Here is a 22904-nt window from a genome sequence, read left to right as displayed (position 1 = left end):
GATGGCACGCTTGTCCTTGTGACCGAGATTGACGCAAAGATCGATGCTCTCGTCCCCGCCTGGCTCCACCTGCCCGACATCGCGGAAAAGCTTGGTGTCGAGGTGACGCGTGTGCGGCAGCTGGTGAAGGAAGGCCAGCTGATCGCGGTGCGCCGCGGCGAGAACAGGACGCTCCAGGTGCCCGCCGCCTTCATCGACGGCAACAAGGTCGTCAAGGGGCTCGCGGGCACCCTGACGCTCCTGAGGGACGACAGCTTCACCGACGAAGAGATGCTCGAGTGGCTCTTCACCCCCGACCCCACGCTGCCGGGCACGCCCGCGCAGGCACTCAGTGAGAATCGCGGCACGGAGGTGAAGCGCCGGGCCCAGGCGCTCGCCGTCTGACGACATCACCATCCGCGGTGCGCGGTGGCCCCGTACGACCGTCCGGTCGCGCGTCGGCCGCCGTGCGCCGCCGAACCGACACCACGGGGGGATCTTCATGTCCACGGCTTCCGCGTCGCTCTCCGACGCCCGGCTCTATCTGTGCACGGACGCCCGTAAGCGGCAGGGGGATCTCCCCGAGTTCCTCGACGCGGTGCTCGCGTCGGGCGTGGACATCGTGCAGCTGCGCGACAAGGGCATGGAGGCGGCCGAGGAGCTGGACCATCTCCGGGTCTTCGCGGACGCCTGCCGTCGGCACGGCCGGCTGCTCGCCGTGAACGACCGCGCCGATGTCGCCCATGCCATCGGCTCCGACGTGCTGCATCTGGGACAGGGTGATCTGCCCGTCCCCGCCGCGCGCGCGATCATCGGGGACGCCCCGCTGATCGGCCGCTCCACCCATGCGGAGGCCGAGGTGGACGCGGCGGTCGCCGAGCCCGGCGTGGACTATTTCTGTACGGGCCCCTGCTGGCCCACACCCACCAAGCCGGGGCGTCACGCGCCGGGGCTCGGTCTGGTGCGGTACGCCGCGTCCCGTGCCACGGAGCGGCCCTGGTTCGCGATCGGCGGGATCGACGCGGCAAACCTCGACCAGGTGCTGGACGCCGGTGCGCGCAGGGTCGTCGTCGTACGGGCGATCACCGAGGCCGACGATCCGGCGGCGGCGACCGCGGCCCTGGCGAAGCGTGTGCGGGACCGTGCCGTATGACGGCGGTGCCGCGGATGACGGCGGTGCGCCGGATGACGGCGATGTTTACATGCGGATGACGGCGGCGCGCCGTACGGGAACGCACCGTGAAGAAGCGCGGCCACTTACCCGGCAATCCGGCCAAAACCCCCGCCCCCGGTTGGGGGACCGTCACGCCATCGATAACCTGCACATATGGCCCTAGGCACAGCTTCGACCAGATCGGATCACGCGCTGACCGTGCGTGATCTGCTCGCGACCGGCAAGACTTCGTTCTCCTTCGAGTTCTGGGCGCCCAAGACGGAGAAGGGCGAGCGGAACCTCTGGAACGCGCTGCGCCGGATCGAGGCGGTCGCCCCGAGCTTCGTCTCCGTGACCTATGGCGCGGGCGGCTCCACCCGCGCGGGCACGGTCCGGGCGACCGAGCGGATCGCCGCCGACACCACGCTCACACCGGTCGCGCACCTCACGGCGGTCGGCCAGTCGGTCGCCGAACTGCGCAACATGGTCGGGCAGTACGCCGACGCCGGGATCCGCAACATCCTCGCCGTACGGGGGGATCCGCCCGGCGACCCCATGGGCGAGTGGATCAAGCACCCCGACGGTGTGCGCTACGCCGCCGAACTGGTCAGCCTGATCAAGGAGTCCGGGGACTTCTGTGTCGGAGTGGCGGCCTTCCCCGAGATGCATCCGCGCTCCACCGACTGGGAGACCGATGTCGGCCACTTCGTGAACAAGTGCCGCGCGGGCGCCGATTACGCGATCACGCAGATGTTCTTCGACCCCGAGGGCTATCTGCGGCTGCGCGACCGCGTCGCCGGCGCCGGTTGCGAGACACCGATCATTCCGGAAATCATGCCGGTCACCAGTGTGAAGATGCTGGAGCGATTGCCACAGCTCTCCACCGCGGTCTTCCCGCCCGAGCTGAAAGAGCGGATCCTCTCGGTCAAGGAGGATCCCGCCGCTGTACGCTCCATTGGCATCGAGTTCGCGACGGAGTTCTGCGGTGAACTGCTCTCCGAGGGTGTCCCCGGCTTGCACTTCATCACGCTCAACAACTCCACGGCGACGCTCGAAATCTACGAGAATCTCGGACTGCACGAGCAGTCGTGACCGGCCGTACCCGCCCTGTCCCGGGGCGGTGGACCCAGGAGAGGGGCGGGCATGGGCTGGACGGTCCTCTACATCGCGTTCGGCATCGTGGCGCTGTGGCTGCTCGGTGAGGTGCTGCTCCAGTACAAGGCGCGGCTGCGCTGGCGACTGCTCGCCTTCACCGGCTTCATGGGCGTCGTCCTCGGCGTACTGATCCCCTCCATATATGTCATCGCGCTGGGCGCGATCATGTTCGCGGTCGGTCAGACATATGTGACGCTGTCCTTCCGCCGCGGCTTCTCGACAGGTTGGGCGATAGGCGGCAGCCCGGGCGCGAGCCGCCGCCGCAAGGCCGGGAAGGAGCAGGCCGAGGAGCGCGAGCCCGCGCTTGAGGTCTCGGACCTGGAGTACGAGCCGCCCGCGTACGACCCGCCCGCGTACGACCCGGTGGAGCCCGCCGCGTACGACCCGGTGGAGCCGCCCGCGCCGGCCGCCGCGGTGTACGAGCCCGAGCCGCTGCCCGACGACACCGGGCAGTACGGGATATACGACGACGCCGCCCGTGAGGCCCACCAGCAGCAGCCCCACGCGGGCGCGGGCGCGGCGGCCGGCGTCGGCGGGCATGAGTACGGCGGCGGATACGACGCGTATCCGGGGTACGGACAGCAGCAGTCGGCGGGCCACGACGGCTACGTACCCCAGGACGCCTACCACTCAGGTCAGGACATGTATCCCGGCCAGGACGGCTACGCGCAGCAGTACGGCTACGACGCGGGACAGCAACAGCAGTACGCCGCGTACACCGACCCGTACACCGGCTCGGTCAACAGCGGCGAGCAGTACGGCTCGTACGACAGCTTCGGCGGCCGGCAGCAGTACGCCGACCCGTACCCCGGCCAGCAGCAGTACGGCGGCGAGACCCCGCCCGGCGGTGTGTGGGTGCCGCAGCAGCGCGACCGCGACGGCGAGCAGTTCCCGCCGACGCCCCCGGAAGAGCCGCGCCGGCAGGGCTACCCGGACCCCGACTACAACGAACAGCAGTACCGGTACTGACACCCGCCACGCACTGACGTCCCGTCAGGACGGCTGGCTCGCGGAGCACTTGATGACCGGGCGGGCGCGGTGGCGGTGCGCCCGGCTCACCGGGAGCCGCTCACCAGGCGCCGCTCACTGGGAGCCGCGGAAGTCCGCCCCCTCGACGATCAGTCCGGCGACCAGCGCCCCCGACATCCCGGCGTGCGCGAGCCCGCCGCCCGGATGCGCCCAGCCCCCCGCCCGGTACAGCCCGGACAGCCGGGTGGAGTTCCCGGGAAGCAGCATCCGGCCCTCGGCCCCGGCCAGCGCGGGCGCCGGTACGCAACCGCCCGCGGCCCCCGTCAGCGCCGCCGTATCGGCCGGGGTACGCACCTCGCGCCAGACGATCCGCTCCGCGATCTCCGGCACGGCCGCGCCGACGGCCGCCACCAGCACATCGGCGTACCGCTCGCGCAGCGCCGCGTCCGACCAGTCGACCGGGCCCTGCGGGGCCACGGTCGCGGTGAGCGTGACCGCCTCATGGCCGTCGTCGGGGCGCGTCGCCGTGTCGTCGGGCCGCAGCACCGTGACCGTGGGCCGCGCCGCGGTCCGGCCCGCGAAGATCTCGGCCGCCTCGGCGCTCCCGTCGGGGGAGTGCACCACCGTCCGGTGCGCGGCGCCGGGGTCACGGGCTCCGCGCAGCGCCAGCAGCACGGTGAACCGGCCGGGCGCCGTGGCCTCACCGGCCTCACCGGCCTCCCCGGCCGAAGGCCGTACGTCACCGTCCGCGTCGAGCCGCCACTCCACGAGAGGACCGGGCGCGATGCCCGCCACCACATGGTCGGCCTCCGCGACCGTGCCGTCCGCCAGCTCGATCCCTGTCGCCGCGCCGTCCTTCTCGACGATCCGGGTCACCTCGGCGCCGAAGACGAACTCCACCCGGCGGGCCAGGCACCGTTCGTACACCGCGCGGGCCAACTCCCGCATGCCGCCGCCGACATACCAGCTGCCGAAGGTCTGCTCCAGATACGGCAGCAGGGCGGCGCTCGCCGGGGCGTGCCGCGGGTCGAGCCCGTACGACAGGGCGTAGCCGTCCAGCAGCGCCGCCAGCCGCGGGTCGGCCAGCTCCCAGGCGCCGATCTCCGCGACCGTCGTGGCCCGCCGGGCGCCGCGGAGCAGCCGTCGCTGCCGTACGGCCGGATACGGATCCCGGCCGAGCACCCGCCAGTCCGCCCACAACGGCTCCTCCAGCAGCGGGCGGCGCGAGCGGTCCCAGGCGTCCCGGGCGCGGCCGAGGAACTCCCCCCAGCGCTCCCCGGCGCCCGCGCCGAGCGCCGTGTCCAGGGCGGAGACCACCCCGCCGCGCGACGCGTTGGGCAGCCGTACGTCGGTACCGTCGGCGAAGACATGTCTGCTCGCCGGATCCACCTGGCCGAGCCGGACGCGGCTTTCCAGCGGCTCCTTACCGGTCTTGACGAACAGATCGCGGTAGACGGCCGGCAGATGGAGCAGACCGGGCCCGGTGTCGAAGACGAACCCGTCCCGCTCGAACCGGCCCACCGAGCCGCCATAGGTGGCGGCGCGTTCGTACACCGTCACCCGCTGTCCCGCCACCGCCAGCCGGGCAGCCGCCGCCATGGCGCCCATCCCGGCGCCGATCACCGCAATCCGTGCCATGGGAGCGATTTTAGAGCGCCGGGGAAGAGCCCAGGCGGCGCCCGCGCTGGGCGGCAGTACGCAGGACTGAGTACCGGTACCTAGGCGGCGAGATGAGTAGGCACGCGGATGGGCTCCGACCTGCGCGGACGGAAGAGTGGGGAGCACGGAAGGGGCGCGGCGCCGGCACCGCCGACACGGGGTGGCGGAACGGCGCGGCTCTCCTGCCGTAACGGGGGTGCGAACGGGGAGCCCAGCTACCACGGGGGTCACGGGGGATCACGGGGAAGCGGGCTCTCCGGCATCGCCGGAAACAGGGAACGGGGAACGGGGACAGGGGGGAACGGGGATACGGGGGTACGGGGTACGGGGGTAACGCGCCGGTCCGGTGAGGCTCAGGGGGATGGAGCCTCGCCGGACCGGCGCACTCGCGTCCGCGTGCTCGCGCCCGCGTACCGGCTTCAGCGTCCGCCGACCCGGCCGTGCAGCAGCCGCGAGAGAGCCGCGTGCACCTCGTCCATCGACCGCTCGGGCTGGAACGCCTGCCAGTCGAGCGCCGCCACGAGCACCATCCCGACCAGCGCCGCCGCCGTCAGCGGAACGTCGATCTCGTCGCTCAGCTCACCGCCCTCCACGGCCTGCCGGAGCACGCTCTCGACGACCGCGACGGCCTCCTGGCGCACCACCAGCAGTGTGGACTGCCAGGCCCGGTTGGTCCGCCACAGCTCGGCGACGTACAGCTGGGTGAAGGCGGGATAGCGGTCGATGAAGACCAGTCCGGCCCCGATCATCGCGTCCAGCGCCTCGATCTTGCTGCCGCCGCGCTCCGCCGTGGTGTCGGCCGCGGTCCGCAGGGACGAGGCGAGCAGCCCGACGCCGTGCCGCAGCAGCTCCTCGAAAAGCTCCGTCTTGCTCTTGAAGTTGTAGTAGACCGTGCCCTTGGCGACCCCGGCGCGCTCGGCGATCTCGTCCACGGTCGTCGCCGAGAAGCCCTGTTCGGCGATGAGGGTCACCGCGGCCTCGTAGAGCTTCTGCCGGGTGGCCTGGCGGCGGGTGCTGCTGCTGTCCATGGCGACGATTGTCACAGGTCCCCCGTGCTCACAGACTCAGCTCGGGATGGAGCCGGTCGAGCGTCCATACCTGCTTGCGCCGCGCGGACAGGGCGGTCAGCGCCAGCGCGCCCGCGGTGAAGGCGGCGAGCACGGCACAGCCCTGCCACACGGGGCCGAGCCCGCCGCCCGAGATGAGTCTGCGCAACGCGTCGACCACGTAACTCATCGGCAGGAACGGGTGGATGGCGCCGAAGAAGCCCGGACTGGTCTGGACGGGATAGGTGCCGCCCGCCGAGGTCAGCTGGAGCATCAGCAGGGCGAGGACGAGGATCCGGCCCGCGGGTCCGAAGCGGGCGTTGAGCCACTGGACGATCGCGGTGAAGCAGCAGGTGACCAGCGCCAGGAAGCCGACCGTTCCGGCGGCGCGCGCCATCTCCAGGCCGATGGCCCAGTGCAGTACGGAGATCAGCGCGCCGACCTGGAGCAGTCCGATCGCGGCGACCGGCAGCCAGCCCGCGAGCGCGATGCGCCAGGCCGAGGCGCCGGCGGCCAGCGCGCGCCGGTTCAGCGGCTGGATCAGCATGTACGCCACCATCGCGCCGACCCAGAGGGAGAGCGGGATGAAGTACGGGGCGAAGCCGGTGCCGTAGTTGGGGGCGGCGTGCAGCGAGCGCGAGGCGAGCTGGACGGGGTCGGCCATCACGTCCGTCCGCCGGTCCCGGTCGGTCTTGTCGTAGTCGGGGATCTTTCCGACGCCGTCGTTGAGCCCTCCGGCGAGCTCGGCCGATCCGTCGGCGAGCTTGAAGAGACCGCCGTCGAGGGTGTTCGCGCCGGTACTGAGCTTGCCGACACCGGTGTTGAGGCCGGCGGAGCCCTTCTCGGCGTCGGTCAGTCCGCTGCGCAGCCGGCCCGCTCCCTCGGCGACCTTCTGGGCACCGCTGTTGAGAGCGTTGATCTTCGTGACGGCGGTCTCCAGGTCCTCGTCCAGCTTCGGCGCGTGCTCGGCGAGCGCTTTCGCCTGCTTCTGGAGGGTGGCGAGCCGGCCGTCCAGCTCCTTCAGGGCGCCGCTGTTGTTCTTCACCAGGGTGTTGACGTCATCGGCGACGGCGGCCACGTCCGCGGCGGCGGTCCTGGCGCGCTTGAGGGGCGGGCAGGCGCTGGGGTCCGCGCCCCCGGCGGCGACACTGGGGGCGGGATCGGGGGCGGGGTCGGCGGGAGTTTTCTCGCAGCGTTCCGTGTAGAGGGAGTTCAGCTCGTCCGAGGCCTGGCGGGCCTGAGTCGCGGCGCGGGGCGCGGCCTTCACGAGCAGCCCGAGGTTGTCCCGTATCGACTGGGAGGAGTCCGCCACGTGCCGGGCCGAATCACCGATCGTCTTCCCGTTGTCCTTGAGGTACGGACGGACGGTGCCGGCCATCGCGTTGATCTTGTCGGCGAGCGACTGGGTACCGGCGGCGACCTGTTGGGCACCGGTGTCCAGATCACTCGCGCCCGTGCCGAGCTTCTTCAGCCCGCCCGCCAGGTCCCCGCTGCCCTCCTTGGCGGTCTTCAGCCCCTCCACGAGGTCCTTCGAACCCTTCTGGGCCTTTCCGATACCGCCCTTGAGCTCGTCGGCGCCCTTGGCCGCCTTCGCGGTGGCGTCATGGATGTCCGAGAACGAGATGAAGATCCGGTCGAGGAAGGAGCGGGAGGCGTTGGTCGAGGCGGCGGTCCGTATCTCGGCGAAGACGGTCCTGGAGATCTGCCCGACGATGTAGTTGTTCGCGTCGTTCGTACGCACCTGGAGCGCGCCGGTCTCGGGGGCGTCTCCGGAACTGGACGCGATGCGCTCGCTCAGGTCGGCCGGCATGGTCAGCGAGAGGTAGTACGAACCGTCCTCCACGCCTTCGCGCGCCTCGGCCGCGCTCACCTCGTGCCAGGCGAAGACCTTGCTGTCGCGCAGCCCCCGGGTGATCTCGTCACCGGCCGCGATCTTCCGGCCCGCGGCCGTGGCGCCCTTGTCGTCGTTGACGAGCGCGACGGGGAGCCGGTCGAGTCGTCCGTACGGATCCCAGAACGACCACAGATACAGCGCGCCGTAGAGCAGCGGCAGCAGCAGGATCGCGACGAGCGCGGCGCGCGGCAGCCTTCCCCTGCCGAACCGCGTCAGCTCAAGCGCGGCCAGTTTCGGCGAGCGCATCGGCCGCCCCCTCCTCGTTCGTACGGATGATGACGGTGTCCGGCTCGCCGCCGCGGCCGACGGTGTCCGTGTTTCCGGCGGCTCCGGGGGCTCCGGCGGCTCCGGGGGCCTGGCCGCACACGGCGAGCACGGTCGTGCCGTCCTCGGCGACGGACCGCAGCAGCCGCCAGGCCTCCGCGCGGTCGGCGTCGGAGAGCTTGAGGTCCAGATCGTCCACCGCCAGCAGCCGGGGCCGGCCGATCAGCGCGAGGGCGACCGAGAGACGCAGCGCCTCCAGCCGCTCCAGATCGCGCGCCGCCGTGCGCTCGCCCTTGGGCAGGGCGGACGTGTCGAGCCCGGCGGCCGTCAGCGCGGCGTCGATACGGCCTCGGGCCTCGGCCGCCCGCTGGGCGCGGGGTCGTAGCAGGGCGCGCGGGGAGCCGCCGAACCGGCGCTGGAGCAGCGCGCGTTCCCGCAGATGCTCGGCGACGGTCAGCGCCGGATCGAGATCGCTGACGCCCGGGACATGGCCGAGACCGCTGACGCGGCGTACGGCCGCCATGGCGCGGGGAAGGGGCAGACCGGCGATCTCGGCGCGGCCCTCGGTGGGGCGCATCCGGCCGGTGAGCGCGAGCAGCAGACAGGTGCGCCCCGAGCCCGAGGGGCCCTCGATCACCACGACCGTGCCGGGCGCGGCATCGACGTGCACATGGCGGAACGCCCAGCCGCGCGCGCCCTTGAGCCCGAAGTCCTCGGCGATGACGGCCGCGCCGTGCGGGCCGTCCGGTCGACCGCCTGTGCGTACCCGGCTGCCTGTGCGTTCCCGGCTGTCCACGCGTTCCCGGCTGTCCACGGGTGCCTCGATTTCTTTGTACTGACTGGTCAGTTCAAAAGCTACCCCGAACCGCTGTGCGATACAAAGTCGCAGGTCAGGGCCGATTGTCAGTGGTGCCCTCCACCATGGACACATACGGCTACAGCACCGTCACACGACGACAGGAGGTTCCGTCATGGCCAGCTCCTACGCCGGTGCCGCACGTCGGCGCCGTACAGACGGCCCTGCCCCCGCCCTGACCGGTCCGCCGAGCGATGTCCACCCCGTCCTGCGCCGGGCCACGGCCCCGCCGGCGGCCCTCGATCTCCTTGCCCAGGCACACGCGGGCCTGGGCGAGGCCGCCGAGCTGGACACTCCGAACGAGCGCTACGCCACCGCCCATCTCGCCGCCCTGCGCACCGCCGCCGCGGTGCTCGCCGCCCGTGGCCGCCCGGAGACCACCCCGCAGCGGCGGCGGCGCATCAGAAGCGCCTGGGAGGTCCTGCCCGAGATAGCGCCCGAGCTGTCGGAGTGGAGCGCCCTCTTCGCCTCGGGCGCCCCGCGCAGGGCGCGCGCCGAGGCGGGCATACCCGGCGCGGCCACCGGCCGTGACGCGGACGATCTGCTGCGCGACGCCGCCATGTTCCTGCGCCTGGTCGAGCGGCTGCTCGTGCTCGATCCGGTGCTGCCCCAGCCCCGTGCCGAACACCCCCGGCAGGGCGATGCCGCTGGGTGACCGGGACGTGCGGCCGAGGCAATAGGGTGGGCGGAGCCCGCACCGTTCACGCCCTGCCACCACGGGTGGCACCGCGCCGAGGAGTCAACTGCCGTGTCGGACCGTTCCCCTGTTACCGGTGGGGAGGCGCCCTCCCGCCCCCGCGGCTCCCTGCGTACCGCCGTGGTGTGGGAGGTCCTGAAAGACGCCCTCGGCCGCCGCGCCAAGGCGGCCGGGAGCGACGTTCTGGACGTGCTCGACACCGGAGGGGGCACGGGCAGCTTCGCGGTGCCCGTCGCCCGTCTGGGGCATCGCGTCACCGTGGTGGACCCCAGCCCGAACGCGCTCTTCGCCCTGGAGCGCCGAGCGGCCGAGGCCGGGGTAGCCGAGCGCGTCCGCGGGGTGCAGGGGGACATCCACGGCCTCTTCGACGTGGTCGAGCGCGGCGGCTTCGACGCGGTGCTCTGCCATGGCGTCCTGGAGTACGTGGACGACCCGGCGGAAGGCGTGCGGAACGCCGTGGACGCCCTGCGATCGGCCGGGGCGCTCAGCCTGCTCGCCGCGGGTCTGGGCGGCGCCGTGCTCGCGAGGGCGCTCGCCGGGCATTTCATCGAGGCCCGGCAGGCGCTCACCGACCCGGCGGGCCGCTGGGGGCAGGGCGACCCGGTGCCCCGGCGCTTCACCGCCGAACAGCTGACGGAGCTGGCCTCCGGAGCCGGCCTCCGGGTCAGCGCCGTGCACGGTGTACGGGTCTTCGCGGACCTGGTCCCCGGCGGGCTGGTGGACACCCAGCCGGGCGCCCTGGACGCGCTGCTCCAGCTGGAAGCGGCGGCGGCCGAGCTGCCCGCCTTCCACTCCATCGCCACCCAGCTGCACGTTCTGGGCGAGAAGCGGGACTGACGCGAACCCGGCCCCGGGGTCTTCCCCGAGTCTTTCCCGAGTCTTCTCCGAGCCGTCCTGGAGTCTTCCCCGGCCCTTCGCCGAGCCGTTCCGGAGCCGTCCTGGGCCGTCCGGAGCCCCTTCGGGGCACCTCCGGGGCACCTCCGAGGCTCCTCCGGGGCTCCTCCGGGACGCTGATCGCCTTGCTGATCAGCGGCGCAGCGGCACATGGAGTACGCCACAGGCCCCCCAGTGGGGCCCTCAGCGCCGTATGATCGGGGTACGACATCCGGCATGACGGATCGACGGTTGGGGAATCAACGCCTCAGCGGCCGAGTCGACATGGCGGCCCGGAATGGCGAATTGGCGTTGAGGGCGGGTTTCACGGGGGCGATTCCCTGCCTATCCTTGAAGGAGCCGCATACCGGTCGCCCCCCGCGACCGACGACTAGGAGGACTCCGTGCCGCTCTCGGAGCACGAGCAGCGAATGCTCGAGCAAATGGAGCGAGCGCTGTACGCCGAAGATCCCAAGTTCGCGACAGCGCTTGAGGGAAGCGGGCTGCGTACGTACACCCGGCGACGGGTCTACCAGGCGGTCGCAGGCTTCCTGGTGGGTATCGCGCTCCTCATGGCCGGAATGGTCGCCCAGCAGATCTGGATCAGCGTGGTGGGGTTCCTCGTCATGCTGGGATGTGCGGTCCTGGCGGTCACCGGCTGGCGCAAAGCGCCCAAACCAGGTCAGCAGCAGGCGGCGGGCGGCGCATCCGGCGGCCCCGCGCCCGCACAATCGAGACAGCGCCGCTCAATGATGAACCGCATCGAGCAGCGGTGGCAGCGCCGCCGCGATGAACAGGGCCAGTGAGACGATCAGGTTCGTTGAACGGTACGACTGAGGGGCGAACGCGAAGGCGTTCGCCCCTCAGTCGTTTTCCGCGTCCCTGAGTCGTTCCCGGGCGGCTGCACGGCGCCCCTTCGGCGCCGCGCGGCCGTACGACCACGTACCGCTCAGCCCCGCTGACGCGAGGGGCGCCAGCGCGCGGTGACCGCTCGGGTGGCCCCCGAGAGCCGCTGGGGGCTCCAGCGGGCCGTCAGGGACGTCCAGCGCTTCGAGGCGGCCCAGACCACCCGTACGGACGAGCGCGGCGCGAGGAGTGCCCGCAGCCGGGTCCAGCGGCCGACCGAGGCACCCAGCCCCTCCCGGACCCGCCGGGCGTCGTCGGCGAGGCCCGTACCCGGCCGTGGCTCGGGCGCGTACAGCACCTGCTCCACGGAACCGGCCACCCGGTGCACCGCCTCGGCCGCCGCTCCCTCCAGCCGGCCAAGCCGCACGATGCGCTCCGCCGCCTTCCGCGGCGTTCTTGATTCGTCGGGCGGCACACCGTGGTCCCAGGCCGTATCGGTGATCTCCCGCCAGGCCATCAGCGTCCGGGCCGTCGCGTCCGCCGGGGCGCGCCCGGCGGAGCCCAGCCGCCCGGCGGAGCCAAGCCGCCGGGCCCGGGTTCTGGTCCGCCAGAGCAGCGGCAGCAGCGGCAGAGCCACCACCGCCAGCCCGCCCAGGAGGATCCACCCCACGGTCTTCAGGGGGAACCCCGGGTCCGTCGGCGGCACGGCGGCGCCGGGAGCGACCGGTCCGCACTCGGCCGCCTGGGGCGACTGCGCCTGGCAGCTGTCCGAGGCCGACGGCTCCGCCGACGGGGCGGTCGTGGCGCCGGCGTCGGGCTGGGCCGCGTCGCTCGGCCCGTCCGACGGCGCGTCCTCGCGGGTGTAGTCGGGCGCGCTGCCTCGGCTCGGCGTCGGCTCGAACCGGGTCCATCCGACGCCCTCGAAATACAGCTCGGGCCAGGCGTGCGCGTCACGCAGCCCGACGGACACGCTGCCGTCCGGCTGCGGCGTGCCCGGCGTGAAGCCCACCGCGACCCGCGCCGGGATGCCCAGCGTCCGGGCCATCGCGGCCATCGCGAAGGAGAAGTGGACGCAGAAGCCTTCCTTGTTCCTGAGGAACCGCGTGATCGCCGTGACGCCGGTGCCCGAGTCCACCTCGGTGTTGTAGGTGAAGCCGCCGTCCAGCGCGAACCAGTCCTGGAGCCTGACGGCCCTCTCGTAGTCGTTGGCCGCGCCCTCGGTGACATCGAGCGCCGTCGACTTCACCACGTCCGGCAGGACCGCAGGGACCTCGGTGTACTCACGGCGCAGGGACGACGGCGCCGGGGGCGCCGCGGCGAGCTGTTCCCGGGTCGGGTTCACCAGCAGGCTGGAGACCTCGTACCGCACGCCGCGCGTCGACTGTCCGCGGTCGCCCACCAGCGTCCTGCCCGCGGGCTCGAAGCGCCAGCGCCCCTCGACGTCCACCTGGGTCGCCGGGTAGGGCATCGGCAGATAGTTCTGCCGGTACCACTCGGCGGCGGAGATATTGGTCCTGACCTCGGTCGTGCTGATCCCGGGGCCCAGCCCGGGGGAGCCGGGCAGCCGGTCGGGTACGTCCTCGACCTTGCGCTGCGAGAACCGCCAGGACGTGCCGTCGAACTTGTCCAGCGCCATGATCCGCAGATACATGTCCTGGGTGTCGGGCGCGTTCGTCCGGTAACGCAGCGCCTCGCGGTCCTCCGGCTGGTTCAGATTGTCCTGGAGCGAGACCAGCGGGTTGACGGCGGAGATCGTGCCCCCACCGCCCACCCCCGAGCCGTTCCCTGCGCCGGTGCCGGCCAGCAGGCCGCCGTCCAGCGCGGGCAGGGCGGCCGGGACCACCAGCGCGACACCCAGCGCCACCACACCGATCCGGCGTCCGGTACGGACCGGGGCGCGCCCGCCCGAGGCGTCGGAGCCGGACGAGAACCGGCCCGGCGCGCGCGGCGCCCCGCCGAACACCCGGCCCCACTGCGACAGCCGGTCCCGGCCCTCCGCCAGGAGCAGCAGGAGGTAGCCGCCGGCCGCGAGCAGGAACCACAGCCAGCCCCCGGCGCCGCCGGAGAGCCCCGCCGCGACCGAGTAGAGCGCCAGCAGCGGCAGTCCCGCCGGGGCCGCGCCGCGGAAGGTCACCGCGATCGCGTCCACCGCGAGCCCGATCACCAGCACGCCGCCGATCAGCATCAGCCGGATGCCGTCGGTCGCGGGCGCCGGTATCGCGTACCGCCCGACGTCGTCGCCGCCCTCGGTGAGCAGCCGGCCGAACTGCGCGAACACCTCGGGGGTGGGCACGATGCCGAGCAGCGCCTGGTCCGGGGCGAAGACCACCGTGAGCATCAGCAGGGCGGCCAGGCCCTGGAGCGCGACGGTCAGGGTCCTGGCCAGCGGCACCCGACGGGTCAGCGCGCCGACCCCGCCGACGACCGCCAGCATGATCCCGGCGTGCAGCAGCCAGGCGGTGGACTGGACCAGCGGCAGCAGTGCGCCCGCCGCCATCAGCGTGGCGGCGAAAGCGCACAGCGCCAGCCTTCCGCTACCGCTCATGACCAACCTCCGGAGAAGCCTGTCGTACCGCCCGTGACGGCCGACTCCGATCGCTGCCGCGCGGCCTGCTGCCACAGCTCGGGCAGCGCGGCCCCCGAGGGCACGGCGAGCGCCGTCCACCCGGCCTCGCGCAGCTGCCGCAGCCGGTCCTCGACGGTCCCGGCGGGTCCGGCGCCCTGCGTCCAGCCGGCGCTGTCCAGTACGAAGGCGACGGCCACGGCGCTGCGCTGCCGCATCCGGGCCGCCACCGCCGTCTGCTCCTCGTCCAGATCGCCGAAGAACGCGACCAGCAGTCCTTCGGTGCCGCCGCGCAGGACCGCGTACGCGGGGGAGAGGTCCACGCTGTCGGAGTGCTCGACGACCGCGAGGGTGTCCATCATCAGTCCGGCCGAGTCGGCGGACTCCTGGGTCGCCCCCGCGAAGCCGTCGGCGCCCTCGCCGGGCATCGAGCTGCCGGTGTCCGTCAACAGCCGTACCGCGAAGCCGCGTTCGAGCAGATGCACCAGGGCGGAGGCCGCGCCCGACACCGCCCATTCGAAGGCGGAGTCGGGGCCCGCGCCCTGGTAGGCGCTTCGCCGGGTGTCCAGCAGCACCGTGCATCTGGCCCGCTGCGGCTGCTCCTCACGGCGCACCATCAGTTCGCCGTAGCGGGCCGTCGAGCGCCAGTGCACCCGGCGCAGATCGTCGCCGTGCCGGTAGCCGCGGGGGATCACATCGTCCTCACCGGCCAGTGACAGCGAGCGCTGCCGCCCCTCGCCGTACCCCGACGCCTCGCCCCCGAGCCGTACCGGTGGCAGCGGTTCGGTGCGCGGAACGACGGTCAGGGTGTCGTACGCGCTGAACGAGCGGGTCAGCTCGCACATCCCGAAGGGGTCGCTCAGCCGCAGCTGGAGCGGTCCCAGCGGATACCGCCCGCGCAGATCCGAGCGGACCCGGTAGGACACCTCGCGGCGACCGCCCGGCTCGACCCGGTCGAGCACGAACCGGGGGCGCGGGCCGAGCACGTACGGCACATGGTCCTGGAGCATCAGCAGCCCGGTGGGCATCCGCGTGACGTTGTCCATCCGCAGCTGCACGCGCGCCTCGGAGCCCGCGGGCACCCGGGAGGGCGACAGCCGCCGGCTGCCCGCGACCCGGTAGCGGGTGCGGTAGAGGACCCCCACGCAGAGCAGCGGCAGCACGGCGAGCAGAAGCCCCACGCGCAGCAGATCCGACTGGCCCAGGACATAGGCGCAGACAGCCGCCGCGACCCCGGCCGCGAGGAACGACCGGCCGCGCGTGGTCAGTCCGGACAGCGCGGCCCGCGCCCCGCCCTTGTCCTCGCCGCTCTCGGCCACCGGCCCCCCGGGTGTCATCACAGGCGCCGTACCCCGGGCTGCTGGCCGTAGAGCGGTCCGGCGCCCGGTGTCTGGCGCCCGGGGACCTGGCCGCCGCCCGCCGTCGGCACCGGGACGCGCTGGAGTATCTCCAGCACGACCTGCTCGGCGGTACGGCGGTTCAGCTGCGCCTGGGCCGTGGGCAGCAGCCGGTGCGCGAGCACCGCCGTCGCCAGGGACTGCACATCGTCCGGCAGCGCGTAGTCCCGTCCGCTCAGCGCCGCCGCGGCCTTCGCGGCGCGCAGCAGATGGAGCGTCGCACGCGGCGAGGCGCCGAGTCTGAGGTCGGGGTGGTTACGGGTCGCCCCGACCAGCTCGACCGCGTACCGCCGCACGGACTCGGCGACATGGACCGTGCGCACCGCGTCGATCAGCTTCACGATGTCGTGCGCGTGGGCCACCGGCTGGAGGTCGTCCAGCGGGGATATCCCGCCGTGCACGTCCAGCATCTGCAACTCGGCCTCCGCGCTGGGATAGCCGATCGAGACCCGGGCCATGAAGCGGTCGCGCTGCGCCTCGGGCAGGGGATACGTCCCCTCCATCTCCACCGGGTTCTGGGTGGCCACCACCATGAAGGGGTCGGGCAGTTCATAGGTCTGCCCGTCGATGGTGACCTGGCGCTCCTCCATGGACTCCAGCAGCGCCGACTGGGTCTTGGGCGAGGCGCGGTTGATCTCGTCGCCGATCACGATCTGGGCGAATATCGCGCCCGGTTTGAACTCGAAGTCCCGTCGCTGCTGGTCGAAGATCGACACTCCGGTGATGTCCGAAGGCAGCAGGTCGGGGGTGAACTGAATGCGCCGCACCGAACAGTCGATGGAGCGCGCCAGCGCCTTGGCCAGCATGGTCTTGCCCACGCCGGGGACATCCTCGATCAGAAGATGTCCCTCGGCGAGCAGCACGGTCAGCGAAAGCCGTACGACCTCCGGCTTGCCCTCGATCACACCCTCCACCGACGCGCGCACCCGCTCCGCTGTGGTGGTCAGATCTGTGAGGCTCGCTCGATCGTCATAGGTCGTCACCCGGCCCTCCTCGGCCCTTTCCTCGGGCCGATGCTCATCAGACGGCCCGGCCCACCCCGAAACACGGACACCGTTTCCGGATGGCTCCGGAACGGTGTCCCACACGCATTGTTGTTGCCGTTACCGCTTCGTGTCATCCGCCTGTGGATAAGTGGGCGCGATATGTCGGGTTTGCTGGTTATCTCGTGATGACCTGTCCGACGGTGGCGCTCAGGCGTCGGTGTCGATCTCCCGCAGCAGGCCCGTCTTCACGTCGAAGACGAAACCGCGGACATCGTCGGTGTGCGGCAGGAAGGGCGAGGTCCTTACTCGCCGCATCGACTGCCGTACGTCCTGATCGACATCGCGGAAGGCCTCCACGGCCCAGGCGGGCCGCTGTCCCACCTCCATTTCCAGGTCGTGCCGGAACTCCTCGGTCAGGCTTTCCAGGCCGCAGCCGGTGTGATGGATCAGCACGACGCTGCGCGTGCCCAGCGCCCGCTGGCTGATGGTCAGGGAGCGGATGACGTCGTCGGTGACTACACCGCCCGCGTTGCGGATGGTGTGGCAGTCGCCCAGGGAGAGCCCGAGCGCGCCGTGCAGGTCGAGCCTGGCGTCCATGCAGGCGACCACGGCGACCCGCAGTACGGGGCGCGCGTCCATGCCGGGGTCGTTGAACCCGGCGGCGTAGAGGAGGTTGGCGTCGATGAGCCGGTCGGTGACCGTCCCGCCGGTGCGGGCCGCGCCGGCGGGAGCCGGAACGGGCTCTGCGGGGGAGTGTGCGGAAGTCGACATACCTATGACGGTAGTCGTCGCCGCGCCGTGAAGCCCGCTGTGGGAGGGGACAAAGAACGTCAACGTGGCCTGGTGTGAGCTAACCCACACGGGTGAGTCCGGCGAGGCCGAGTGGGTGAATTGTGCTGTTTATGGTCTTGTGGTGAGTGACCCGCGCGACGCGCTGACCGGTTGATTGACCGGAAGGACGAGTGGACTAAAGTGACGCGAAGTTCACGGACACATCCCGGACACATTCCGAACCCACCACAATATTCCCGCATGTCGCGGCGTACGTGCGGCTCGGCCTCCTCCCGCTCGGCGGTCGGTCGACGCCTCTTCCGGCGCCGGCGGACCACCTCCCCTTCTGAGCGGGCGGGGACCCGGCGGTACGTACGGCCGCGCCGGATCTGAGAGGGCGCATGAGCGAGCGCAGCGAGCGAGTCATGGAGAGCCGCGCGCCCGCGGAACGTCGTACGGACGCCCCCCGGGCCCACGGCCTTCATGAAGGCCGCGCACGCCGCGAGGGGTCCGTGTGAATCAGGTCCGCCATGTTCCCGTGATGCTCCAGCGGTGCCTCGACCTGCTGGCCCCGGCTCTCGCCGAGCCCGGCGCGGTCGTGGTCGACTGCACCCTCGGTCTCGGCGGACACAGTGAGGCCCTGCTCTCCACGTTCCCCGCCGCACGGCTGGTCGCGCTCGACCGCGACCAGGAGGCGCTGCGGCTCTCCGGCGAACGGCTCGCCCCGTTCGGCCACCGCGCCACCCTCGTCCACGCGGTCTACGACGAACTGCCCGACGTGCTCGCCCGGCTGGAGATCCCCCGCGTCCAGGGCGTGCTCTTCGACCTCGGCGTCTCCTCGATGCAACTGGACGAGGCCGAGCGCGGGTTCGCCTACGCCCAGGACTCCCCCCTCGACATGCGCATGGACCAGTCGTCCGGAGTCAGCGCCGCCGAGGTCCTCAACACCTACCCGCCCGGCGAGCTGGTCCGGATCCTGCGCGCGTACGGCGAGGAGAAGCAGGCCAAGCGGATCGTCTCCGCGGTGGTCAGGGAGCGCGAGAAGGAGCCCTTCTCGCACAGCGCCCGGCTGGTCGAACTGATCCGCGACGCCCTCCCGCAGGCCGCCAAGCGCACCGGCGGCAACCCCGCCAAGCGCACCTTCCAGGCCCTGCGTATCGAGGTCAACGGCGAGCTGTCCGTCCTGGAGCGGGCCATTCCGGCCGCCGTGACATCCCTCGCCGTCGGCGGCCGGATCGCCGTCCTCTCGTACCACTCGCTGGAGGACCGCCTCGTCAAGCAGGTCTTCGCGGCCGGGGCCACCAACACCGCGCCGCCCGGCCTGCCCGTCGTACCCGAGCGCTACCAGCCCCGGCTGAGGCTCCTCACTCGCGGCGCCGAACTGCCCACGGAGGAAGAGATCGCGGAGAACCGCCGCGCGGCTCCGGCGCGGCTGCGGGGGGCGCAGCGGATCCGGGAGGACGCTCTGTGAGCGGACCGGCCAAGCAGTTGAGGGGGCGGGCCGCGCGGCTCGCCCAGCTGATGCCCTCCGGCACAAGTTCGGCGGCGCGCACCCCCTTCGTCCTGCTGGTCGTGCTGCTCCTCGGCGGCGGGCTGATCACCCTGCTGCTGCTGAACTCCTCCCTCAACGAGGGCTCGTTCCAGCTGAGCGAACTCAAGAAGCGGACGACCGACCTCACCGACGAGGAGCAGGCACTCCAACGGGACGTGGACGACCGCTCCGCGCCGAACGCCCTGGAGCGGCGCGCCCGTGAGCTGGGCATGGTGCCCGGCGGCAGCCCCGCATTCCTCAATCCGGACGGTACGGTCCGCGGCGTGCCCGGCGCCGGGGCGTCGCCCTCCGCCCAGCCGTCGGCCCAGTCGCAGGGACAGCCCTCCCCCATGGAGGAGGGCACGCCCGCGGAGGTCCCGTCGCTGCTGCCCGCGCCCTCCGACACGGCCGCCCCGTCCCCGCTCCCGTTCCCCTCGACGTTCCCCTCCCTCACCGCGCGCGAGACCCCCGAGCCGGTCCCCGTACCGGCATCCGGCACGCCGGCCCCGACGACCCCCGGCAGGTGACCCAGTGCCCTCCCAGGAACCCCCGCGCCGCCGGGTGCCCAAGCCCGCGCGCTCCGGGAACGACGGACGGTCCCGCCCCGCGTCCCGGCCCGCCGCGCGCCGCCCGCCGCCCGGGTCCCGTTCCTCGCGGCAGATCAGGCTCGGCAGCCCCCGCCCACGGCTGCGGCTGGTCAGCCTCGGACTGACCCTCGTCATGCTGGCGTTCGTCGTACGGCTCCTCCAGGTGCAGGCGATCGACGCCAGCGCGTACGCCGCCAAGGCGGAGAAGAGCCGCTACCTCAGCCACACGATCGCGGCCGAGCGCGGGAAGATCACCGACCGCTCCGGGATCGCCCTCGCCACCAGCGTCGACGCGTACGACATCACCGCCGACCCGTCGATGTTCACCGCCGACTTCACCAAGGTCCCGGACGCCCCCGAACAGGCCGCCGCGCTGCTCGCCCCGATCCTGGGGGCGCAGAGCGCCGACATCGTGAAGAAGCTCAGGACCCCCGACTCTCCCCGCTACACCGTGCTGGCACGCCGCCAGACCCCGCAGGTCTGGAACCAGATCAAGGACCTCAAGCGCGTACTCGCCGAGAAGGCGAGCAAGGCGAGCAGGGCGTCCAAGGGGAAGGCCACCGTCGTCAGTGTGCTGTCGGGCGTCCTCCAGGAGGCCAGCAGCAAGCGCGTGTACCCCAACGGCGATCTCGCCGCCGGGATACTGGGGTACGTCAACGCCGCGGGCCGCGGCGCGGGCGGTGTCGAATCCATGCTGGACAAGCAGCTGGCAGGCGAGGACGGAAAGGTCACCTACGCCCAGTCGGGAGGCCGCCGCGTCCCCACCGCCAGCTCCCACGAGACCCCCGCCGTGCCCGGCTCCGACATCGAGCTGACCATCGACCGGGACATCCAGTGGGCCGCCCAGCAGGCCATCACCGACCAGGTGAAGGAGTCCAAGGCGGACCGCGGCTATGTGGTGGTCCAGAACACCCGGACGGGCGAGGTGCTCGCCATGGCCAACGCCCCCGGCTTCGACCCCAACGACGTCTCCGCCGCCAACGCCGCCGCCATGGGCAACGCGGCCCTCCAGGACGTGTACGAGCCCGGCTCCACCAGCAAGGTCATGTCGATGGCCGCCGTACTGGAGGAGGAGGTGGCCACCCCCGCCACCCATGTGGTGGTCCCGAACCGGCTGCACCGCGGGGACCGGCTCTTCAAGGACGACATCGACCACCCCACCTGGAACCTGACCCTCAACGGCGTCCTCGCCAAGTCCAGCAACATCGGCACCATCCTGGCGACCGGCCAGCTCGGCAGGACACAGCCCGAGGCCAACAAGGTCCTCCACTCGTATCTGAGCAAGTTCGGCATCGGCCGGCCCACCGGTCTCGGCTATCCCGGCGAAACCCAGGGCATCCTGGCCGAGCCGCAGGACTGGTCCACCTCACAGCAGTACACGATCCCCTTCGGCCAGGGACTCTCCCTGAACGCGATGCAGGCCGCCTCGGTCTACTCGACCATCGCCAACGGTGGCGTACGGATCGAACCCACCCTGGTCCGCGGCACCCAAGGCCCCGACGGCCGCTTCACCGCCGCCCCCGCGCCCAAGAAGACCCGCGTGGTGAGCGAGCGGACCGCCAAGACGGTCGCCACCATGCTGGAGTCGGTCGTCGGCAACGAGGAGGGGACCGGCACCAAGGCCGCCATCCCCGGCTACCGCGTCGCGGGCAAGACGGGTACGGCCAACCGGGTCGACCCGAAGCTCGGCGTCTACAAGGGCTACACCGCCTCCTTCGCCGGCTTCGCGCCCGCCGACGACCCGCAGATCACCGTCTACTGCGCCATTCAGAACCCCACCAAGGGCAGCTACTTCGGCGGACAGATCTGCGGACCCATCTACAAGAAGGTCATGGAGTTCGCTCTCAAGACCCTGCAGGTCGAACCGACCGGCAGTAAACCCGCCCGGCTGCCGGTCACCTTCAAACCCGGCGAGTGACCCCAGGGAAAGCCCCAGTGACAACCATCACCCCCGATTCCGGGAACCACCCGGAACCCCCCGCGCACCAGTCCCCCTCACGTGGCTCAGGGCCCGCGGAGCCCGGTACGCTCACCGCCGTGCCACAAGCTGATCAGTACCGAACCACCCCGAAGGACGCCCCTGTGAACCATCCGGGGACGCCCCGTCCGGACCGGGTACGCCCGACCTCCCTCGCGGAGCTGGCGGCCCGGCTGGGCGCCGAGGCACCGGATCCGGGGGAGGTGAGGGGCCCCGGGGAAGCGACCGGCATCACCCACGATTCGCGCGCCGTACGCCCGGGTGACGTGTACGCCGCACTCCCCGGCGCCCGCTTCCACGGCGCCGACTTCGCCGCCCAGGCCGCCGACCTCGGGGCCGCCGCGATCCTGACGGACCCGGCGGGCGCCGAGCGCGCCGCCGCCACCGGCCTGCCGGTCCTGGTCGTGCCGGACCCGCGCGGCCGTATGGGACAGCTCGCGGCCGAGATCTACGGACACCCCGGCAGGGATCTCCTTCAGATCGGGATCACCGGCACCTCAGGCAAGACCACCACCGCGTATCTCATCGAGGGCGGACTGCGCGGCGCCGGCCGCCGTACCGGTCTGATCGGCACCGTCGAGATGCGCATCGGGGACGAGCGCATCAAGTCGGAGCGCACCACCCCCGAGGCCACCGACCTCCAGGCGCTCTTCGCCGTCATGCGCGAGCGCGGTGTCGAATCCGTCGCGATGGAGGTCTCCAGCCACGCCCTGGTGCTCGGCCGGGTCGACGGCTGTGTGTTCGATGTCGCCGTCTTCAACAACCTCAGCCCGGAGCACATGGAGTTCCACTCCGGCATGGAGGACTACTTCCAGGCGAAGGCGCGGCTCTTCACCCCGGAGCGCAGCAGGATCGGCGTCGTGAACTTCGACGACGAGTACGGCCGCCGGCTCGTCTCGGAGGCGACCGTCCCGGTCATCACGTTCTCGGCGGAGGGCCACCCGGACGCCGACTGGCGCGCCGAGGACGTCGAGGTCGGCTCGCACGGGTCCACCTTCACCGCGATCGGCCCCAAGGGCGAGCGGGTACGGGCCGAGGCACCGCTGCCGGGACCGTTCAATGTCGCCAACACCCTGGCCGCGATCGTCACCCTCGCCGTCGCCGGGATCGACCCGCACACCGCGGCCGACGGGATCGCCGCCGTCCCCGGTGTGCCGGGCCGGCTGGAGCGGGTGGAGGCGGGTCAGCCGTATCTCGCCGTCGTCGACTACGCCCACAAGACGGACGCCGTCGAATCGGTCCTGCGCTCGCTGCGCAAGGTCACCAAGGGCAAGGTGCACATCGTCCTCGGCTGCGGCGGCGACCGCGACAGGAACAAGCGCGGCCCGATGGGCGCGGCGGCGGCCCGGCTCGCCGACACCGCCGTACTGACCTCCGACAACCCGCGTGGCGAGGACCCGCTCGCCATCCTCGCCGCCATGCTCGCGGGCGCCGCGGAGGTGCCGATCCATGAGCGCGGGGACGTCCTGGTCGACGCCGACCGGGCCTCCGCCATCGCCGCCGCGGTGGCGCTGGCCGAGGACGACGACACCGTACTGGTCGCGGGCAAGGGGCATGAGCAGGGCCAGGACATCGCCGGGGTGGTACGCGCCTTCGACGACCGTCGGGTCCTGCGCGAGGCCATCGAGCGCTCCCTCCGCCACCGGCCGGGCCGTGAGCCCGGCCATGAGCACCGTCACGAGAACAACAGTCAGGGATGA

General features: G+C 72.2%; 19 protein-coding genes. 11 read left to right on the top strand and 8 right to left on the bottom strand.

Annotated features, from left to right (window positions below; translation table 11 throughout):
- Nucleotides 1-18 precede the first annotated feature (18 nt).
- The 4 genes from M1203_RS18365 to M1203_RS18350 all read left to right on the top strand — a co-directional run bounded on the left by M1203_RS18365 (nucleotide 19) and on the right by M1203_RS18350 (nucleotide 3256).
- Nucleotides 19-384 carry an Rv2175c family DNA-binding protein gene (locus tag M1203_RS18365; protein WP_249950810.1) on the top strand — a complete coding sequence of 122 codons (366 nt, stop codon included), beginning with the start codon at nucleotides 19-21 and terminating at the stop codon, nucleotides 382-384.
- Nucleotides 385-481: 97 nt separating this feature from the next.
- On the top strand, nucleotides 482-1132 hold the full coding sequence (gene thiE / locus M1203_RS18360; RefSeq protein ID WP_249950809.1) for a thiamine phosphate synthase: 651 nt from the start codon (nucleotides 482-484) through the stop codon (nucleotides 1130-1132).
- Nucleotides 1133-1306: 174 nt separating this feature from the next.
- Nucleotides 1307-2224 (top strand): methylenetetrahydrofolate reductase [NAD(P)H], encoded by a 918-nt coding sequence (gene metF, locus M1203_RS18355; protein ID WP_249950808.1) that lies wholly within the window; start codon nucleotides 1307-1309, stop codon nucleotides 2222-2224.
- Nucleotides 2225-2275: 51 nt separating this feature from the next.
- On the top strand, nucleotides 2276-3256 hold the full coding sequence (locus tag M1203_RS18350; protein WP_249950807.1) for a hypothetical protein: 981 nt from the start codon (nucleotides 2276-2278) through the stop codon (nucleotides 3254-3256).
- A gap of 114 nt (nucleotides 3257-3370) precedes the next feature.
- Here the strand turns inward: M1203_RS18350 and M1203_RS18345 are convergent, their stop codons facing one another.
- The 4 genes from M1203_RS18345 to M1203_RS18330 form a co-directional block, all read right to left on the bottom strand.
- Entirely contained in the window at nucleotides 3371-4894 is a 1524-nt protein-coding gene (locus M1203_RS18345; protein ID WP_249950806.1) for an NAD(P)/FAD-dependent oxidoreductase, read from the bottom strand.
- A 440-nt stretch (nucleotides 4895-5334) separates the two neighbouring features.
- Complete coding sequence (locus M1203_RS18340; protein WP_249950805.1) at nucleotides 5335-5943, bottom strand: TetR/AcrR family transcriptional regulator; 609 nt, start codon at nucleotides 5941-5943, stop codon at nucleotides 5335-5337.
- A gap of 28 nt (nucleotides 5944-5971) precedes the next feature.
- Nucleotides 5972-8101: a YhgE/Pip family protein gene (locus M1203_RS18335; RefSeq protein WP_249950804.1), complete on the bottom strand. Its 2130-nt coding sequence runs from the start codon at nucleotides 8099-8101 to the stop codon at nucleotides 5972-5974.
- The gene (locus tag M1203_RS18330; RefSeq protein ID WP_249950937.1) at nucleotides 8073-8840 is read right to left on the bottom strand and encodes an ATP-binding cassette domain-containing protein; all 768 of its coding nucleotides are present in this window, start codon (nucleotides 8838-8840) and stop codon (nucleotides 8073-8075) included. Before M1203_RS18330 ends, M1203_RS18335 begins: the two co-directional genes overlap by 29 nt.
- Before the next feature lie 250 nt (nucleotides 8841-9090).
- Between M1203_RS18330 and M1203_RS18325 the strand changes: the two genes are divergently transcribed.
- The 3 genes from M1203_RS18325 to M1203_RS18315 all read left to right on the top strand — a co-directional run bounded on the left by M1203_RS18325 (nucleotide 9091) and on the right by M1203_RS18315 (nucleotide 11351).
- On the top strand, nucleotides 9091-9630 hold the full coding sequence (locus tag M1203_RS18325) for an SAV_6107 family HEPN domain-containing protein (protein WP_249950803.1): 540 nt from the start codon (nucleotides 9091-9093) through the stop codon (nucleotides 9628-9630).
- 93 nt (nucleotides 9631-9723) lie between these two features.
- Nucleotides 9724-10509: a bifunctional 2-polyprenyl-6-hydroxyphenol methylase/3-demethylubiquinol 3-O-methyltransferase UbiG gene (locus tag M1203_RS18320; protein WP_249950802.1), complete on the top strand. Its 786-nt coding sequence runs from the start codon at nucleotides 9724-9726 to the stop codon at nucleotides 10507-10509.
- A gap of 440 nt (nucleotides 10510-10949) precedes the next feature.
- Entirely contained in the window at nucleotides 10950-11351 is a 402-nt protein-coding gene (locus tag M1203_RS18315) for a DUF3040 domain-containing protein (protein WP_249950801.1), read from the top strand.
- Between the two features lie 143 nt (nucleotides 11352-11494).
- Here M1203_RS18315 and M1203_RS18310 read toward each other — a convergent pair whose 3' ends face one another.
- From M1203_RS18310 to M1203_RS18295, 4 genes are all read right to left on the bottom strand, one after another.
- Nucleotides 11495-13936 (bottom strand): DUF3488 and transglutaminase-like domain-containing protein, encoded by a 2442-nt coding sequence (locus tag M1203_RS18310; protein ID WP_249950800.1) that lies wholly within the window; start codon nucleotides 13934-13936, stop codon nucleotides 11495-11497.
- A complete protein-coding gene (locus M1203_RS18305; RefSeq protein ID WP_249950799.1) occupies nucleotides 13933-15291 on the bottom strand; it encodes a DUF58 domain-containing protein in 1359 nt (452 codons plus the stop codon). Before M1203_RS18305 ends, M1203_RS18310 begins: the two co-directional genes overlap by 4 nt.
- A complete protein-coding gene (locus M1203_RS18300; protein ID WP_249950798.1) occupies nucleotides 15291-16334 on the bottom strand; it encodes a MoxR family ATPase in 1044 nt (347 codons plus the stop codon). The genes M1203_RS18305 and M1203_RS18300 overlap by 1 nt, the downstream gene beginning before the upstream one ends.
- 210 nt (nucleotides 16335-16544) lie before the next feature.
- The gene (locus M1203_RS18295) at nucleotides 16545-17171 is read right to left on the bottom strand and encodes a beta-class carbonic anhydrase (RefSeq protein ID WP_374403304.1); all 627 of its coding nucleotides are present in this window, start codon (nucleotides 17169-17171) and stop codon (nucleotides 16545-16547) included.
- A 451-nt stretch (nucleotides 17172-17622) separates the two neighbouring features.
- Here M1203_RS18295 and rsmH point away from each other — a divergent pair, with 451 nt between their 5' ends.
- Genes rsmH through M1203_RS18275 form a run of 4 tightly spaced genes read left to right on the top strand, consistent with a single transcriptional unit; the run spans nucleotide 17623 to nucleotide 22904 of the window.
- A complete protein-coding gene (gene rsmH / locus M1203_RS18290) occupies nucleotides 17623-18579 on the top strand; it encodes a 16S rRNA (cytosine(1402)-N(4))-methyltransferase RsmH (RefSeq protein ID WP_249950796.1) in 957 nt (318 codons plus the stop codon).
- Nucleotides 18576-19166, top strand: a complete 591-nt coding sequence (locus M1203_RS18285; RefSeq protein ID WP_249950795.1) for a hypothetical protein — start codon at nucleotides 18576-18578, stop codon at nucleotides 19164-19166. Before rsmH ends, M1203_RS18285 begins: the two co-directional genes overlap by 4 nt.
- A 4-nt stretch (nucleotides 19167-19170) precedes the next feature.
- Nucleotides 19171-21144: a penicillin-binding protein 2 gene (locus M1203_RS18280; RefSeq protein WP_249950794.1), complete on the top strand. Its 1974-nt coding sequence runs from the start codon at nucleotides 19171-19173 to the stop codon at nucleotides 21142-21144.
- A 17-nt stretch (nucleotides 21145-21161) separates the two neighbouring features.
- Nucleotides 21162-22904: a UDP-N-acetylmuramoyl-L-alanyl-D-glutamate--2,6-diaminopimelate ligase gene (locus M1203_RS18275; protein WP_374403300.1), complete on the top strand. Its 1743-nt coding sequence runs from the start codon at nucleotides 21162-21164 to the stop codon at nucleotides 22902-22904.

Source organism: Streptomyces sp. 35G-GA-8, assembly GCF_023534745.1.
Lineage (GTDB): Bacteria > Actinomycetota > Actinomycetes > Streptomycetales > Streptomycetaceae > Streptomyces.
Note: the sequence above shows the minus strand (reverse complement) of the source record. Positions and strands in the feature narration are given on the sequence as shown.